Annotated in this window: 13 protein-coding genes; 5 read left to right on the forward strand and 8 right to left on the reverse strand. The window is 34.6% G+C overall.

The window, feature by feature from the left end:
• The 3 genes from GWR14_RS17295 to GWR14_RS17305 all read left to right on the forward strand — a co-directional run.
• Window positions 1-1,941 (forward strand): gliding motility-associated C-terminal domain-containing protein (locus GWR14_RS17295; RefSeq protein ID WP_163410339.1); only part of this gene is annotated, 1,941 nt, incomplete at its 5' end.
• A gap of 147 nt (window positions 1,942-2,088) precedes the next feature.
• Window positions 2,089-3,006 (forward strand): PorP/SprF family type IX secretion system membrane protein, encoded by a 918-nt coding sequence (locus GWR14_RS17300; RefSeq protein ID WP_163410340.1) that lies wholly within the window; start codon window positions 2,089-2,091, stop codon window positions 3,004-3,006.
• An 11-nt stretch (window positions 3,007-3,017) separates the two neighbouring features.
• Window positions 3,018-4,943 carry an OmpA family protein gene (locus GWR14_RS17305; RefSeq protein WP_163410341.1) on the forward strand — a complete coding sequence of 642 codons (1,926 nt, stop codon included), beginning with the start codon at window positions 3,018-3,020 and terminating at the stop codon, window positions 4,941-4,943.
• A 117-nt stretch (window positions 4,944-5,060) separates the two neighbouring features.
• Here GWR14_RS17305 and GWR14_RS17310 read toward each other — a convergent pair whose 3' ends face one another.
• The 7 genes from GWR14_RS17310 to GWR14_RS17340 form a co-directional block, all read right to left on the reverse strand.
• Window positions 5,061-5,558, reverse strand: coding sequence for a CAP domain-containing protein (locus GWR14_RS17310; RefSeq protein ID WP_163410342.1), 498 nt, complete (start codon window positions 5,556-5,558; stop codon window positions 5,061-5,063).
• Window positions 5,559-5,720: 162 nt separating this feature from the next.
• Window positions 5,721-6,365, reverse strand: a complete 645-nt coding sequence (pdxH, locus tag GWR14_RS17315; protein ID WP_163410343.1) for a pyridoxamine 5'-phosphate oxidase — start codon at window positions 6,363-6,365, stop codon at window positions 5,721-5,723.
• Window positions 6,366-6,457: 92 nt separating this feature from the next.
• Window positions 6,458-7,363: a ribonuclease Z gene (locus tag GWR14_RS17320; RefSeq protein WP_163410344.1), complete on the reverse strand. Its 906-nt coding sequence runs from the start codon at window positions 7,361-7,363 to the stop codon at window positions 6,458-6,460.
• 96 nt (window positions 7,364-7,459) lie between these two features.
• Complete coding sequence (locus tag GWR14_RS17325; RefSeq protein ID WP_163410345.1) at window positions 7,460-7,792, reverse strand: ribonuclease Z; 333 nt, start codon at window positions 7,790-7,792, stop codon at window positions 7,460-7,462.
• A gap of 275 nt (window positions 7,793-8,067) precedes the next feature.
• Entirely contained in the window at window positions 8,068-8,994 is a 927-nt protein-coding gene (locus tag GWR14_RS17330) for an aspartate carbamoyltransferase catalytic subunit (RefSeq protein WP_029273654.1), read from the reverse strand.
• Window positions 8,995-9,095: 101 nt separating this feature from the next.
• The gene (gene pyrR / locus GWR14_RS17335) at window positions 9,096-9,635 is read right to left on the reverse strand and encodes a bifunctional pyr operon transcriptional regulator/uracil phosphoribosyltransferase PyrR (RefSeq protein WP_163410346.1); all 540 of its coding nucleotides are present in this window, start codon (window positions 9,633-9,635) and stop codon (window positions 9,096-9,098) included.
• Between the two features lie 63 nt (window positions 9,636-9,698).
• Complete coding sequence (locus GWR14_RS17340; RefSeq protein ID WP_163410347.1) at window positions 9,699-10,913, reverse strand: DUF418 domain-containing protein; 1,215 nt, start codon at window positions 10,911-10,913, stop codon at window positions 9,699-9,701.
• A gap of 664 nt (window positions 10,914-11,577) precedes the next feature.
• On the opposite strand from GWR14_RS17340, the gene GWR14_RS17345 reads away from it, so the two are divergent.
• Window positions 11,578-12,210, forward strand: a complete 633-nt coding sequence (locus tag GWR14_RS17345; protein ID WP_163410348.1) for a class I SAM-dependent methyltransferase — start codon at window positions 11,578-11,580, stop codon at window positions 12,208-12,210.
• Between the two features lie 94 nt (window positions 12,211-12,304).
• The gene (locus GWR14_RS23730; protein ID WP_187356542.1) at window positions 12,305-12,475 is read left to right on the forward strand and encodes a hypothetical protein; all 171 of its coding nucleotides are present in this window, start codon (window positions 12,305-12,307) and stop codon (window positions 12,473-12,475) included.
• A 66-nt stretch (window positions 12,476-12,541) separates the two neighbouring features.
• Here GWR14_RS23730 and GWR14_RS17350 read toward each other — a convergent pair whose 3' ends face one another.
• On the reverse strand, window positions 12,542-14,161 hold the full coding sequence (locus GWR14_RS17350) for an ABC-F family ATP-binding cassette domain-containing protein (RefSeq protein WP_163410349.1): 1,620 nt from the start codon (window positions 14,159-14,161) through the stop codon (window positions 12,542-12,544).
• Window positions 14,162-14,196: the final 35 nt, after the last annotated feature.

The raw sequence follows: 14,196 nt of genomic DNA on the forward strand, positions 1-14,196 counted from the left end.
ACCAACACCTGGACTGTTAAAGACGACTGTGGTAACACTTCTGATACTTTCACGCAAGTAATTACCATCGAAGACACCACCGCGCCTACATGGGCTACTGAAATGGGTTCTTTAAATGTAACTCTACAATGCAGCGATCTTTCAGGATTAGAAAATGCTCAGGAAATGTTCCCAACAGCTTCTGACTTATGTGATACTGATGTTTCAAACATTGTAAAAGTAAGTGGTCAGTTTATCGCTTCTGAAAGTTGCTCAAACGCCGGAACTTACACCAACACCTGGACTGTTAAAGACGACTGTGGTAACACTTCTGATACTTTCACTCAAATAATTACTATCGAAGACACCACTGCTCCAACATGGGCTACTGAAATGGGTTCTTTGAATGTAACTCTACAATGCAGTGATCTTTCAGGTTTGGAAAACGCTCAGGCAATGTTCCCTGTGGCTTCAGATCTTTGTGATACTGATGTTTCAAACATTGTAAAAGTAAGTGGTCAATTTATGGCTTCGGAAGGTTGCTCAAACGCCGGAACTTATACCAATACATGGACAATAAAAGACGATTGCGGAAACACTTCTGATACTTTCACTCAGGTGATTACTCTGGAAGATACAACACCACCAATGTTTACAGGAAATCTTCCTTTAGATATTACCGTTTCATGTGATGCTGTCCCTGAACCAGCAACTATAGAAGTTTCAGATAATTGCAATAGCAATTTACCAATTGTTTTTTCTGAAACAAAAAGCAATATCCAAAATGAATGTCTTACAAATTACACTTTAACTCGTACCTGGACAACAAGTGACTGCAGCGGAAATACTGCTTCTCACACTCAGGTTATAACAGTAAGAGACATAACTGCACCTACAGGAACTGCCCCTGTGAGTGTGGCTAATTTACAAAGTATTGCCAACATACCCGCCGGAAGCCCACAAGACATAATAGATGCAGCAGATAATTGCAGCGAGAGCGTAAACATCTCGATAAGTGATTCGAACAATGGAGGAAGCGGCTGTGATGGAAATGCATATGTCTTAACCAGAACTTATACCTTAACAGATTGTGCAGGTAACAAAACTGAACTAGTACAAACCTTTACTGTTGAAAATAAAATTTCAGTAACGGGAATAGCTTCAAATGTTACCTGCTTTGAAGGCAGTAACGGCTCTATTTTAGTAACTAACAGCCCTGGTTCAACTGTTGTAATTACAAATCAGAACAATGAAGTTGTAGGAAATACTAATTTACGTGCAGGAGTATACACACTTACAGCAACATCATCGGTTAATACTAATAATCAGATTTGTTCTGCAACAGCTACTGTAACCATCACACAGCCTTCAAATGTTATTATCAACCTTAACAGTGAAGCTTGTAATGCTGATTCCTCAACTCTCGACTTATCAGGTTTATTGCCTGAAGAAATTTCAAAAACAGGAATCTGGACAGACACAAACAGTACTAATGCATTACAAGGAAACATCCTTACTGTTTTTGGTCTTCCATTGGGCAGTTACACATTTGAATATAAAACAACAAATGAAGATTGTCCAAGAAGCGTATCATTGAATTTACTGGTAAATGATGACTGTAGAGTATTAGCTTGTGAAAAAGTATTAGTGCACAATGCTTTCTCTCCTAATGGTGACGGTATAAATGATTTATTCAAAATTGATAATATTGACCAGACTACCTGTTATCCTGAAAATACTGTAGAAATCTATAATCGTTGGGGAATATTGGTTTTCGAAACCACTAATTATAACAATCTCACCAACGCTTTTGACGGAACTTCCAGAGGCCGAACTACCATCAAACAATCTGAAGGACTGCCTACCGGAACATACTTTTACATCATAACCTACAAATCGTTTGATAATAACAACGTAGCACACACTAACAAACAAGACGGTTATCTCTATTTATCAAAATAAACACTATTTGTAATTCGGTGCACCCCTGCGCCGAATTACAAAATAATCAATACAAAATCCTTGTTTGAGTAAGTGAATAGAGGGCTTATTGTTAAGGATTTTCAGTGATAAAAATCATTAGTAATAATTGCAAAAAAAATATCTACTATGAGAACAAAATTATTTTCCTTCGTTATTATGTTTGTATCCATGGTAAGTTTTGCACAGCAGGATGCTCAATTTACGCAATACATGTACAATACCATAAATGTCAACCCTGCTTATGCAGGTTCTCGTGGAGCTTTAAGCATTTTCGGTTTATACCGTACACAATGGGTAGGACTTGACGGCGCTCCTGAGACAGGCTGTATTTCTGTAAATTCTCCAATAAACAACAGTAATTTGGGAGTCGGTCTTTCTTTAGTAAACGATAAAATAGGACCTACAAATGAGAATAATATCTCCGTTGACCTTTCGTACACTATTCAGACATCTGCAGATTTTAAACTGTCTTTTGGTATCAAAGGAACAGCCAATTTGTTTAATCTTGATGTTAATAAACTAAATCCGGATGTAGCTGGAGATCCTCAATTTCAGGATTTTGACAATAAATTCTCTCCAAATGTAGGAGCCGGGATTTATTATCATTCAGACAAAGCTTATTTGGGATTATCTGTACCAAACTTTATAGAAACAAATCGTTACAATGACAACGACATTGCTATTTATAAAGATAAAATCAATTATTATTTTATTGCAGGTTATGTTTTTGATCTGGATAAATATCAATATATAAAATTCAAACCTGCTTTACTGACCAAAATGGTAGAAGGAGCCCCACTACAAGTCGATGTATCCGCCAATTTTATGTTTATAGACAAATTTGTAGTGGGTGTTGCTTACCGTTGGAGTGCTTCACTGAGTGCTATGGTTGGATTTCAAATTTCAGACGGTCTTTATCTCGGATACGGTTATGATCGTGAAACCACCAACCTGAGTAACTATAATTCAGGATCGCACGAGATATTTCTGCGTTATGAATTCGTCACCAAAAATGGTAAAATGACAACTCCTCGTTTCTTTTAAAAATAGTTATTATGAAAAATTTTATACTCCTTTGCTTCACAATGGTAAGTGTTTTTTCATTCAAATGTTATTCCCAACAATCGAAAGTGAACGCTGCTGATAAAAAATACGATGGCTATGCTTATATCGATGCCATAAAGACCTATGAGAGAGTAGCCCGGAAAGGATACAAATCTGAAGACATGTTTAAAAAACTGGGGAATGCTTATTATTTTAATTCTGACTTTGAAGGGGCTTCCAAATGGTATGGAGAATTATTTGCCATGAACCCAAGTCCGGAATCTGAGTTTTATTACCGATATGCCCAATCTCTAAAAGCAACAGGGCAAACCGCACAGGCTAATAAAATCCTTGACGAATTTAATTCTAAATACAAAGATGACAACCGTGGCAGACTTTATAAAGAAAACGTAAATTACCTTGATAAAATCAAAGCCAACTCAGGTCGTTATAATATTGAAGACGCCGGCATCAACTCCCAATATTCTGACTACAGCACTTTTGTGACTAATAATAAAATCTATTTTGCTTCAGCAAGGGATACCGGTAATTTTTCGAATCGCAAACACAAATGGACAGGCGAATATTTTACCAATTTATATGTTACAGATGTTGATTCTGCCAAAGTAAAAAAATTCAAAACTGCATTGAATACTAAATTCCATGAATCTTCTCCCGTACTTACAAAAGACGGAAAAACAATTTATTTCACACGTAATAATTATTTAGATGGAAAAAAAGGAAAAAATGAAGACAAAATTACTTTTATCAAGATTTACAAAGCAACTCTCGAAAATGGCAAATGGACTAATATTAGAGAACTTCCCTTCAGCAGCAACAATTACAGTACTGCTCATCCTGCACTTAGTCCTGATGAAAAAACTTTATATTTTACTTCAGATATGCCCGGAAGTATTGGGCAGTCTGATATTTTTAAAGTTAGTATCAATGAAAAAGGTGAGTATGGAACTCCTAAAAATCTAGGAAAATCGATTAATACAGAAGGCAAAGAAACATTTCCGTATGTTAGCGATGAAAACGAAATTTACTTTTCTTCAGACGGACATCCCGGGCTTGGCGGTCTTGATGTTTTTGTAGGTCAGATAGAACCAGACGGAAGCATTAGTGATATCGAGAATCTGGGTGCCGATATCAATTCACCTAAAGATGATTTTGCCTATACGATTGATACTGCTACAAGAAAAGGGTATTTTAGTTCCAACAAAGACGGTGGAAAAGGTTCTGACGACATCTATAAGTTTTTAGAAACAAGACGATTAAAATGCGCCCAGGAATTATATGGTCTTATTACCGATGAAGCTACCGGAATGATTTTGCCCGGGGCAAAAGTTAGCTTGTATGACCGGAATCTTGATCTTAAAAAAACGTTCATCGCAGATGAAACCGGAAATTACAATTTTCAGGTCGAATGTGACGAAACGTATTATGTAAGAGCTGAAAAACCTGAATACAATACCAAAGAAGTAAGCATCAAAATACCTGATAAAACCGGTAAAACAAATCTTCCGATTGCTTTGGAACCTGCTAAATGTAAAGTTGCAATTGGCGATGATTTAGGAAAATGTTTTGGTATAAAAATGATTTATTTTGACCTTGACAAATCTAACATCAGAGAAGAAGCTGCTTTGGATTTAGAAAAAATATTAGATGTTTTAAACGATAATCCAAAAATGAAACTGGACATACGTTCTCATACAGACAGCAGAGCAAGTCATAAATACAATGAATCTTTGTCTGACCGAAGAGCGAAATCTACCATAGAATGGCTTATTACCAATGGTGTGGCAAAAAACCGTTTAACCGGCAGAGGCTACGGTGAGACACAACTTGTAAACCAATGCGCTGATGGTGTAAAATGTACAGAAGAAGAACATCAGGCAAACAGAAGAAGCGAATTTATTATTACAGCTTTATAAATAACCAAAAACCAATAACCTCAGCTACCTTTCGGGGTAGCTTTTTTTCAAAAAAAGTCGTTGTAAACATGACCTTACAACGACTTTTAATAACTAAACCTGAATACTAACTTTCTTCTAAATTTTTGCAAAAATATTGGTATAATATTTTTTACCTGTTTCTGCATCAATTTTAATGGCAATACCAAAATGGGTATAATCGCCCTCTATATTTTGTTTATGGCTCGGACTCTCCAACCAGGCCTTTACTGCTGCTTCTGAAGTTTGATAATTATAAGCCACATTCTCACCCACCTTTTTTGCACCTAAAACACTGGTGATATTCTCTGACCTTGCAACAAAATCATTATGATTTACCACTTTGTTGGCAATCATGTAAAAATCATGTTCTTCGGATTTGTATGAAATATGATTTATTCTTTCTAAAGCATTTAGTCCAATACTTAGACGATGTTTGTTTATCAAATCAAGTGCTTCCAGTTCTGATTCATTATAAGTATAATCAGTAACAAGTTTAGATTGAGAATCATCAATACCTTCAGCTGAATCTGAAGAACATGAATTAAAAACAAAAACAAGTGCAAAAAGCAACATTGCCTGAAGCCATTTTTTCATAAAATTGGTTGCATGTGTGTAAATAAATTGTGGGGCAACTTATTTAAATCTGTAAATAAAATAATTTAATTATCGTTTTAAAATAACAAAATTACCGTTCAACAACCAAAATTAATCGATAAAAAGCACAATTTAAGCATTTTAACAACCAAAAATCTTACACTATGGTGCAAGCCTGTCAATTTTCCAGGTAAAATCAGACTGACTGAAATAACGAATTCTGTCATGCAGGCGGTTAGGTCTTCCCTGCCAGAATTCAACTTCTAAAGGAGTCACTAAAAATCCGCCCCAATGTTCCGGCCTTGAAATAGTTTTTCCTTCAAATTCTTTTTCCAGCTGTTTTAATTTTTCTTCCAAAAATGATCTGGACGGAATCACTTCGCTCTGATTTGAAACAACAGCTCCTAATTTGCTTCCGTCCGGACGTGAATCAAAATAATTGTCCGAAATAATTTCAGACGTTTTTTGGGCAATTCCTTTAATGATTACCTGACGTTCCATATTAGGCCAGAAAAAAGATAGACAAACATGCGGATTAGCTGTAATTGCTTTTCCTTTTTCAGAATTGTAATTGGTGTAAAATATAAAGCCTTCTTCAGAATATTTCTTCAGTAAAACCACACGGGACTTCGGAAAACCATCTAGTCCAATTGTCGAAACCGTCATGGCGTTTACTTCTCCTACTCCTCCAAAATCTTCCACTTCATGAAACCATCTGTTAAAAAGGTTAATCGGATCTTCAGGAATTGTCGTTTCAAGCAATTCGCTTTTTTCGTATGATTTTCTATAATTGCTTAAATCGCTCATAGTTTTAGTTTTTTTGTTTCAAGTTTCAAGTTTCAGGTTTCTCAGAAGAAAACTTAGAACCTTAGTATCTTAGAATCTCAGGACCTTTAAAATTAAAATTCAAACGAAACCCCGTCATCACCCAAAAGTACATTCGGAAAAATGGTTTCAGCTTCTTTTTTAAAAGGTTCAATTCCTTCGTATCGTGTCGAATAATGACCTAAAATCAATTGCTTTACATTTGCTTTCACTGCTATCGTTGCCGCTTCTTTTGCTGTAGAATGTAATGTCTTTTCTGCCAAAGGAGCTTCTGATTCCAAAAAGGTAGATTCATGATACAAAACATCTACATTTTCGATGATCGGAATAATAGCTTCATTATAAACTGTATCTGAACAAAAAGCGTAACTCATTGCCGGAACCGGATCAAAAGACAGTTTCTCATTTTCAATTACCCTTCCGTCATCAAGCGTAATATCACCACCGTTTTTTATCTTTTGATAATATGCTACGTGAATATCATATTGCTGTACCGCTTCTATATTCAGCTTTCTTTCTGCGGGCTTTTCCTGAAACAAATATCCGTTGGTATAAATGCGGTGTTTCAGCGGAATCGTTTTTACAATCACTTTCTGATCTTCAAAAATCACTTCACTTTCTTTAGATTCTAATTCATGAAAAAACAAGGAATAAGTTGTCCAGGATTCTGTTAATTTTAATTGAAGCAGAATAAGTTCTTTAATTCCTTTCGGTCCGTAAATATGTAAATCGGTTGTTCTTCCCAAAAGGGAAAAAGTCGAAATAGTTCCAATCAATCCATACAAATGATCTCCGTGAAGATGCGAAATAAAGATGTGATTGATTTTAGAAAATTTGATTTTGTTTTTTCGAAGCTGTACCTGAGTTCCTTCGCCACAGTCAATCAAAAACAATCGGTTTTTAATTTCTAAAACCTGCGAAGTTGGGTTGGTAATCGTTCTGGGAGTAGCCGCATAGCAGCCAAGTATCGTTAATTTCAATTTTATGTTTATTCGTTAATTTGGTAAATCGTTTAATTGTCTAAAATTAAATCAAATCGATTAAACAATTAAACGAATAAACAATTAAAATCAATTTTAGAATCCAAGATCTCTTTCAATTTCTTCCATTTCGATAATATCGTGTGCTTCTAAAAGTGAAGGCACAACAGTCAATTTAACTGAAATTGCATTGAAATCAAGATCTGAAACCACAATTACAAACGATTTTTTTGACTTTTTCTGCTGTTTTGAAAGCGGTAAAAAAAGTTTCAAATCATTTTCTGTCAAAGTCGTATCGGCAGATAAATCGATTATAATATTGTGTTTTTCAAAGGTTTTAAACTGCTGCGTTACTTTTTCAAGGAAAGAATTAACATCTCCCTGAGTATCCTTAATAGTAACGGTATGTCCTTTTTGATCTACTTTCATTTTATAATTTGTGGGGCTTATATAAAAATTGATATTTCTGAAGGCAAATGTACAAAGTTTTTTTCTTTGTTGTTTCTGGTTTGGACTTGATGTTTCAGGTTTCAGGTTTCAGGTTTCAAGTTACGTTGTTAGGCTGAGCGGAGTCAAAGCCCTTTATTAGAAAGACTCTCTGCATAAAACCCTTCACCAAAGTTTATCCTGAGCGAAGCCGAATGGACTCAAGATGGCATCACATTTCAACAACTTGAAACATTAAACTTGAAACAAAAAGAAAACTACTGAATCTTAGAAGCCAAAAGATAAATAACTGCCATTCTAATCGCAACACCATTTTCCACCTGATTCAAAATTACTGAATGATCAGAATCCGCAACTTCAGATGTAATCTCTACTCCCCTGTTGATTGGTCCAGGGTGCATGATTACGATTTCTTTTCCTAGCGAATCCAAAAGCGGTTTATCGACTCCGTATTGTTGCGCATACTCACGTGTTGATGGGAAGAAATTCACATCCATACGTTCGTTTTGAACACGAAGCATATTGGCAACGTCACACCATTCTAAAGCTTTACGTAAATTCGGTTCAACCGTAACACCAAGCGATTCGATATATCTCGGAATCAGTGTTTTTGGACCGCAGACTTTTACTTCTGCGCCCTGCATCTGCAAAGCATATATGTTGGATAAGGCAACTCTCGAATGCAGAATATCGCCTACAATAACTACTTTTTTTCCGGCAACATCACCCAGTTTTTCTCTGATAGAATAACTATCCAATAAAGCCTGAGTTGGATGTTCATGCGCTCCGTCTCCGGCATTTACGATACTGGCTTTGACATTTTTAGATAAAAAATAAGCCGCTCCGGGATTGGAGTGGCGCATTACAACCATATCTACTTTCATCGAAAGGATATTATTTACAGTATCAATCAGAGTTTCTCCTTTTTTAACGGATGACTGAGCTGCAGAAAAACTGATGACATCAGCAGATAAACGTTTCTGAGCTAATTCGAAAGAGAGTTTGGTTCTTGTACTGTTTTCGAAGAAAATATTGGCAATGGTAATATCTCGTAATGAAGGAACTTTTTTAATTGGTCGGTTAATGACTTCTTTAAAATGATCTGCCGTTTCAAAAATCAGGTTTATATCATTTTCGTTGATATATTTGATTCCTAATAAATGATTTACGCTTAATTCTTTCATGTTTAATGTTTAACTGTTTTTTTTACTGTTTAATCGTTAATTTGTTTAATCGTTTAATCGTTTTTCTTCCGATTAAACAATTAACCGGTTAACCGATTAAACTAATTTGTAACCAAATGCACTACATCTTCACCATCATTTTCTTTCCAGCTCACTTTTACTTTTTCGCCATTAATTGCATCTACCTGACGGCCTCGATAATCGGGCTGAATTGGTAAATTACGGCTGAAACGTCTGTCGATTAACACTAATAATTCAATTTCTGAAGGTCTTCCAAAAGACTGAATTGCGGTTAAGGCAGAACGAATGCTTCTTCCGGTAAACAATACATCATCAATAAAAATGACTTTTTTGTTTTCGACTATAAAATTTATTTGCGTTTTATTAGCTTCAAGAGGTTTCTCAGTTCTGCGAAAATCATCTCTAAAGAAAGTGATATCCAGATAACCCAGTGAAATTTGAGGCGTATTGTATTCGTTCTCTAAAATCTGTTTTAAACGCTCCGCAAGAAAGACACCTCTCGGCTGAATACCGATTAAAATAGTGTCTGAAAAATCAAGATGTTTTTCGATTAACTGACAAGCCAAACGATGGAGTATGATAGTAACTTCTTTTGAATTAAGTAATACTTTTTGGCTCATAAGTAATTGTAATGATTGGTCGGGCAAATATACAAAACCATTTTAGGATTTTTAAAGTACTCCTTATATAATTACTGATTTTTCTTTAGACTTGAATGACAGCCAAGTCAGTTTACTCCAAATATACTCAAACGGACCTTGTTTATGATTTTTTAGCCAACATTTACAAAAAATGAGCTGAATACTAAACAAAACAATAGCAATTAAAAAGCAATAAGTAGCTCCAGTATATTCATACAACCCAAGTCCCCACCGATAATAAACAAACGCCCCCATTACAGATTGTGTGATATAACAAGTCAAGCTCATCTTTCCAAAAGGCATCAATTTAGAAAGTAGGGATTTCATGAATTCAGAATGATAAAACGACAAAATTAAAACACCTACCACGACAAACATAAAAGTTACGTTTGACCAAGAAGTCATAACAATATTAAAAATTTTGAAAATAGCCTTGCTTTCAAAAAAATATTTGGCATTGTATTTCAAAACAAACAATAATACCGTTAATGGAATGCAATAAAAAATTATTTTCTTCCAAAAATTAAAACTGTTTTCTGATGCTATAAAATATCCTTTCCGACCCAAAAGCATCCCTAACAAAAACAAAGCTGAAGCTTGAAAAAATCGGGTATTCTCCCAACACCAATACAAACAAGCTTTACGCCCTATTGTTAAATTTATTCTGGCATGTTCCAAAAAGGAATAGGAAGGCGATTTTAGTGCTGCCATCATTTCTTTAAAATATATAGACGACATTTTTTTGGGTGCAACATAATTAGGTGTCAACAAAGCATCAAAAAAAACATACCAGTCAAATGGCAGTAAGAGCAACAATAAAGCAAGCATTAAAACAAGTCTATTGTTAAATTTAACTGTTACAATTAGAATACCTCCTAAAATAGCATATAAAACCAGAATATCTCCTTCAAAAAAAATAGTATTTATATAACCGAAACCAGCCAACAATACTAAACGCCAAGCAAAACGAAGCCTAAAATCTTTACCTTTTTTTTCTTGATTTTGATTTTGAATAAAAAAAGTAAAGCAAAAAAGTAAAGCAAAAATTGCATACGATTTACCTCCAAAAAGAAAAAACAAAGTTTCCCAAATTCCTTTATCTAAAACCTTCATCCAATTTGGCAAATGCTCAGGAAAATGATAGAAATCAAAATGTTCAATATTATGTAACAACATGATTGACATAACGGCATAACCACGCAGAGCATCAACTACTTCTATTCTTGAAGCTTTTAAATTAAAGATATCGTTTTGCATAATTTATTTTATAGATATTTTTTTTACCAAAAATATCTTAAATTTTTAAAATCACTAACAGTATTTTAACCATTTTTTAAAGAAATTAGTTCAAAAAACATCTATTAGTTGAAATCATATTTAGTATAGTATAAAGTCCGATAATACAGATATACCGAGCGAACACGTAAAATATATTTGAAACTGCTAATTAAATTCGTATCAAAATCAATCCATTTTTGCTTAAATTAACAAAATACACCAAATTTCATGAGAAAAATAATTATCCCGATCGCTCGTATATGTGCAACGATAGCGCGGAAATTCTTTCCGTGCACGCAAAGTATATCAACTTAGTGAACATTAAAATTCCGTAGGAATGAACTAAATTGTAGCAACGGATTTCAATCCGTTATAAAAGAGAACGACCATACGTAAAGTTCCATCGGAACGGTTCATATTCATAAACATATAATATGTATCGAACCAATGGTTCTTTTTACCTCATCCCGAATTTCAGATCGGATTAAAATCCGGGGCCCTACAATATTAATCCGAGCCGATGGCTCTTCAAAACCTAATGAACTCAGTCTGGCATCTGTTTTTACCCGACAGGTTTAGCATCCGTAAAAAACTAATAATTATATTTGGTAGAACGTAAATAAAAAATCAGTCTAAAAAACAAATGGATAAATACAAAGAAACTTTTGAAACCTGGAATAAAATTGCGAATCTTTATGAGGACAAATTTATGAATCTGAGTATCTATGATGAAACTTATGATTTCTTTTGCAGTCTTTTAAAAGATCAACAAAACGTATTTGAAATTGGATGCGGACCGGGAAACATTACCAAATATTTATTATCCAAAAGACCTGATTTAAAAATCACCGGCATCGACATTGCACCAAAAATGATCGAATTAGCGCAAAAAAACAATCCCACAGCTGATTTTAAAATAATCGATACCCGAAAGCTGAATGAGTTAAATGAAAAATTTGATGCCATTATGTGCGGGTTTTGTTTACCCTATTTGTCCGAATCAGATTGTTCGAAACTAATAAAAGACTCTGCTCAAATACTTCATAATAATGGAGTTTTATACTTAAGTTTTGTACAAGGTGATCCTGCTAAATCAAGCTTTATTTCGGGAAGCTCCGGAGACCGAACTTATTTTTATTATCATTCTTTAGAAAACTTAAAAACCAGCCTTCTTGAAAATAATTTTGAGATTGTAAAATTGTTTGAAGTAAATTATCCCAAAGCAGAAGGTCCTGAAATTCACACCATCGTAATTGCGAAAAGCGAAACTTTCTAAATAATCCAAATCATAAAACTTTTCGCAAAAATTGTATAACACATTTTCCTTGTTCCTTAAGTAATTTTATTTCTGAACTTAAAAACTCAGAATCATGCAAAATAAAATTACAAGACTGTTAATGGTATTGTTTATACTATTTTCATTTACAAGCTGCGAATTAGTTGGAGACATTTTTAAAGCCGGAATGGGATTCGGGATCTTTATCGTGATTTTTATAATCGTAATCATTATCTGGATCTTTGCCCGCGTTTTCAAAAAGTAAAAACATAAAAAATCCCAAATTCTGTTTTAATTGGAATTTGGGATTTTTAATATTGTAATTTACAGATTAAAGATTGTACATCTTTTTTCTCTGTTCCTGAATCTTTTCATCATCAAGATATTCGTCAAATGTCATGTAACGGTCGATAACTCCGTTTGGTGTCAATTCTACGATTCTATTACCTACAGTTTGCGCGAACTCGTGGTCATGTGTTGTGAAGATTACAGAACCTTTGAAGTTTTTCAATGAGTTGTTGAAAGCCGTAATAGACTCCAAATCTAAGTGGTTTGTAGGCTCATCCAGCATTAAAACGTTTGCACGTTCCATCATCATTCTGGACAACATACAACGCACTTTTTCTCCTCCGGATAAAACTCTTGACGTTTTTAGAGCTTCTTCACCAGAGAAAATCATTTTCCCTAAGAAACCTCTAATGAATACCTCATCACGCTCTTCTTCTGTTTTAGCATACTGACGTAACCAGTCAACTAAACTTAAATCATTTTCGAAATATTTATGATTTTCAGCTGGCAAGTATGCTTGATTTGTTGTAATTCCCCAGTCAAAAGTTCCGGAATCTGCTTTTTGCTCGTTGTTTAATATTTCGTAGAAAGCAGTTGTAGCACGTGAATCTTTAGAGAAAAGAACGATTTTATCGCCTTTTGCCATATTCAGGTTAATATCTTTGAATAAAACTTCTCCATCTACAGAAGCAGAAAGGTTTTCTACATTCAAAATCTGATCTCCGGCTTCACGATCCTGATCAAAGATAATTGCAGGGTAACGACGGCTTGAAGGTTTAATTTCAGAAATATTCAATTTCGAAATCATTTTTTTACGAGAAGTTGCTTGTTTCGATTTCGCCACGTTTGCACTAAAACGACGAATAAATTCTTCCAGCTCTTGTTTCTTCTCTTCTGCTTTTTTGTTTTGCTGTGCACGCTGTTTTGCTGCTAATTGGCTAGACTCGTACCAGAACGTATAGTTTCCTGAATAGTGATTGATTTTTCCGAAATCAATATCAGAAATATGTGTACAAACCGCATCCAAAAAGTGACGGTCGTGAGATACAACGATTACAGTGTTTTCGTAGTTTGCTAAGAAGTTTTCTAACCAGGCGATTGTCTCGAAATCCAAATCGTTGGTAGGCTCATCCATAATCAGCAAATCAGGATTTCCGAAAAGTGCCTGCGCCAAAAGCACACGTACTTTCATTTTTCCTTCCATATCGCTCATTAAAGTATAATGATCTGCTTCAGTGATTCCTAAGTTAGACAACATCGCTGCAGCATCAGAATCGGCGTTCCATCCGTTCATTTCTTCAAACTGAACCTGTAGCTCCCCTATTCTGTCTGCATTGGCATCATTATAATCTAAATAAAGTTCATCCATTTCCTTTTTAACAGCATACAGTACTTTATTTCCCATTAAAACGGTTTCCAAAACGGTATGTTCGTCGAACATGTTGTGGTTCTGGTTCAAAACCGACATACGTTTTCCCGGCTCTAAATGAATGTGACCAGAAGTTGGATCAATATCGCCCGAAATAACTTTTAAGAAAGTAGATTTTCCTGCTCCATTTGCTCCAATTACGCCGTAAATATTTCCGTGAGTAAACGTAGTATTTACTTCGTCAAATAAAATTCTTTTACCAAACTGAACTGATAAATTATTGACTGTTAACATGAATGTCTTTTTAATTAATTTGGTGCAAAAGTAAG

It is taken from the genome of Flavobacterium ajazii, from assembly GCF_010614725.1.
Classification (GTDB): domain Bacteria; phylum Bacteroidota; class Bacteroidia; order Flavobacteriales; family Flavobacteriaceae; genus Flavobacterium; species Flavobacterium ajazii.

Coding starts and splice junctions, on each gene's coding strand:
- GWR14_RS17300 (WP_163410340.1), top strand. CDS start 2,089: ATGAGAACAAAATTATTTTCCTTCGTTATTATGTTTGTATCCATGGTA.
- GWR14_RS17305 (WP_163410341.1), top strand. CDS start 3,018: ATGAAAAATTTTATACTCCTTTGCTTCACAATGGTAAGTGTTTTTTCA.
- GWR14_RS17310 (WP_163410342.1), bottom strand. CDS start 5,558: ATGAAAAAATGGCTTCAGGCAATGTTGCTTTTTGCACTTGTTTTTGTT.
- pdxH (WP_163410343.1), bottom strand. CDS start 6,365: ATGAGCGATTTAAGCAATTATAGAAAATCATACGAAAAAAGCGAATTG.
- GWR14_RS17325 (WP_163410345.1), bottom strand. CDS start 7,792: ATGAAAGTAGATCAAAAAGGACATACCGTTACTATTAAGGATACTCAG.
- GWR14_RS17330 (WP_029273654.1), bottom strand. CDS start 8,994: ATGAAAGAATTAAGCGTAAATCATTTATTAGGAATCAAATATATCAAC.
- pyrR (WP_163410346.1), bottom strand. CDS start 9,635: ATGAGCCAAAAAGTATTACTTAATTCAAAAGAAGTTACTATCATACTC.
- GWR14_RS17340 (WP_163410347.1), bottom strand. CDS start 10,913: ATGCAAAACGATATCTTTAATTTAAAAGCTTCAAGAATAGAAGTAGTT.
- GWR14_RS17345 (WP_163410348.1), top strand. CDS start 11,578: ATGGATAAATACAAAGAAACTTTTGAAACCTGGAATAAAATTGCGAAT.
- GWR14_RS23730 (WP_187356542.1), top strand. CDS start 12,305: ATGCAAAATAAAATTACAAGACTGTTAATGGTATTGTTTATACTATTT.
- GWR14_RS17350 (WP_163410349.1), bottom strand. CDS start 14,161: ATGTTAACAGTCAATAATTTATCAGTTCAGTTTGGTAAAAGAATTTTA.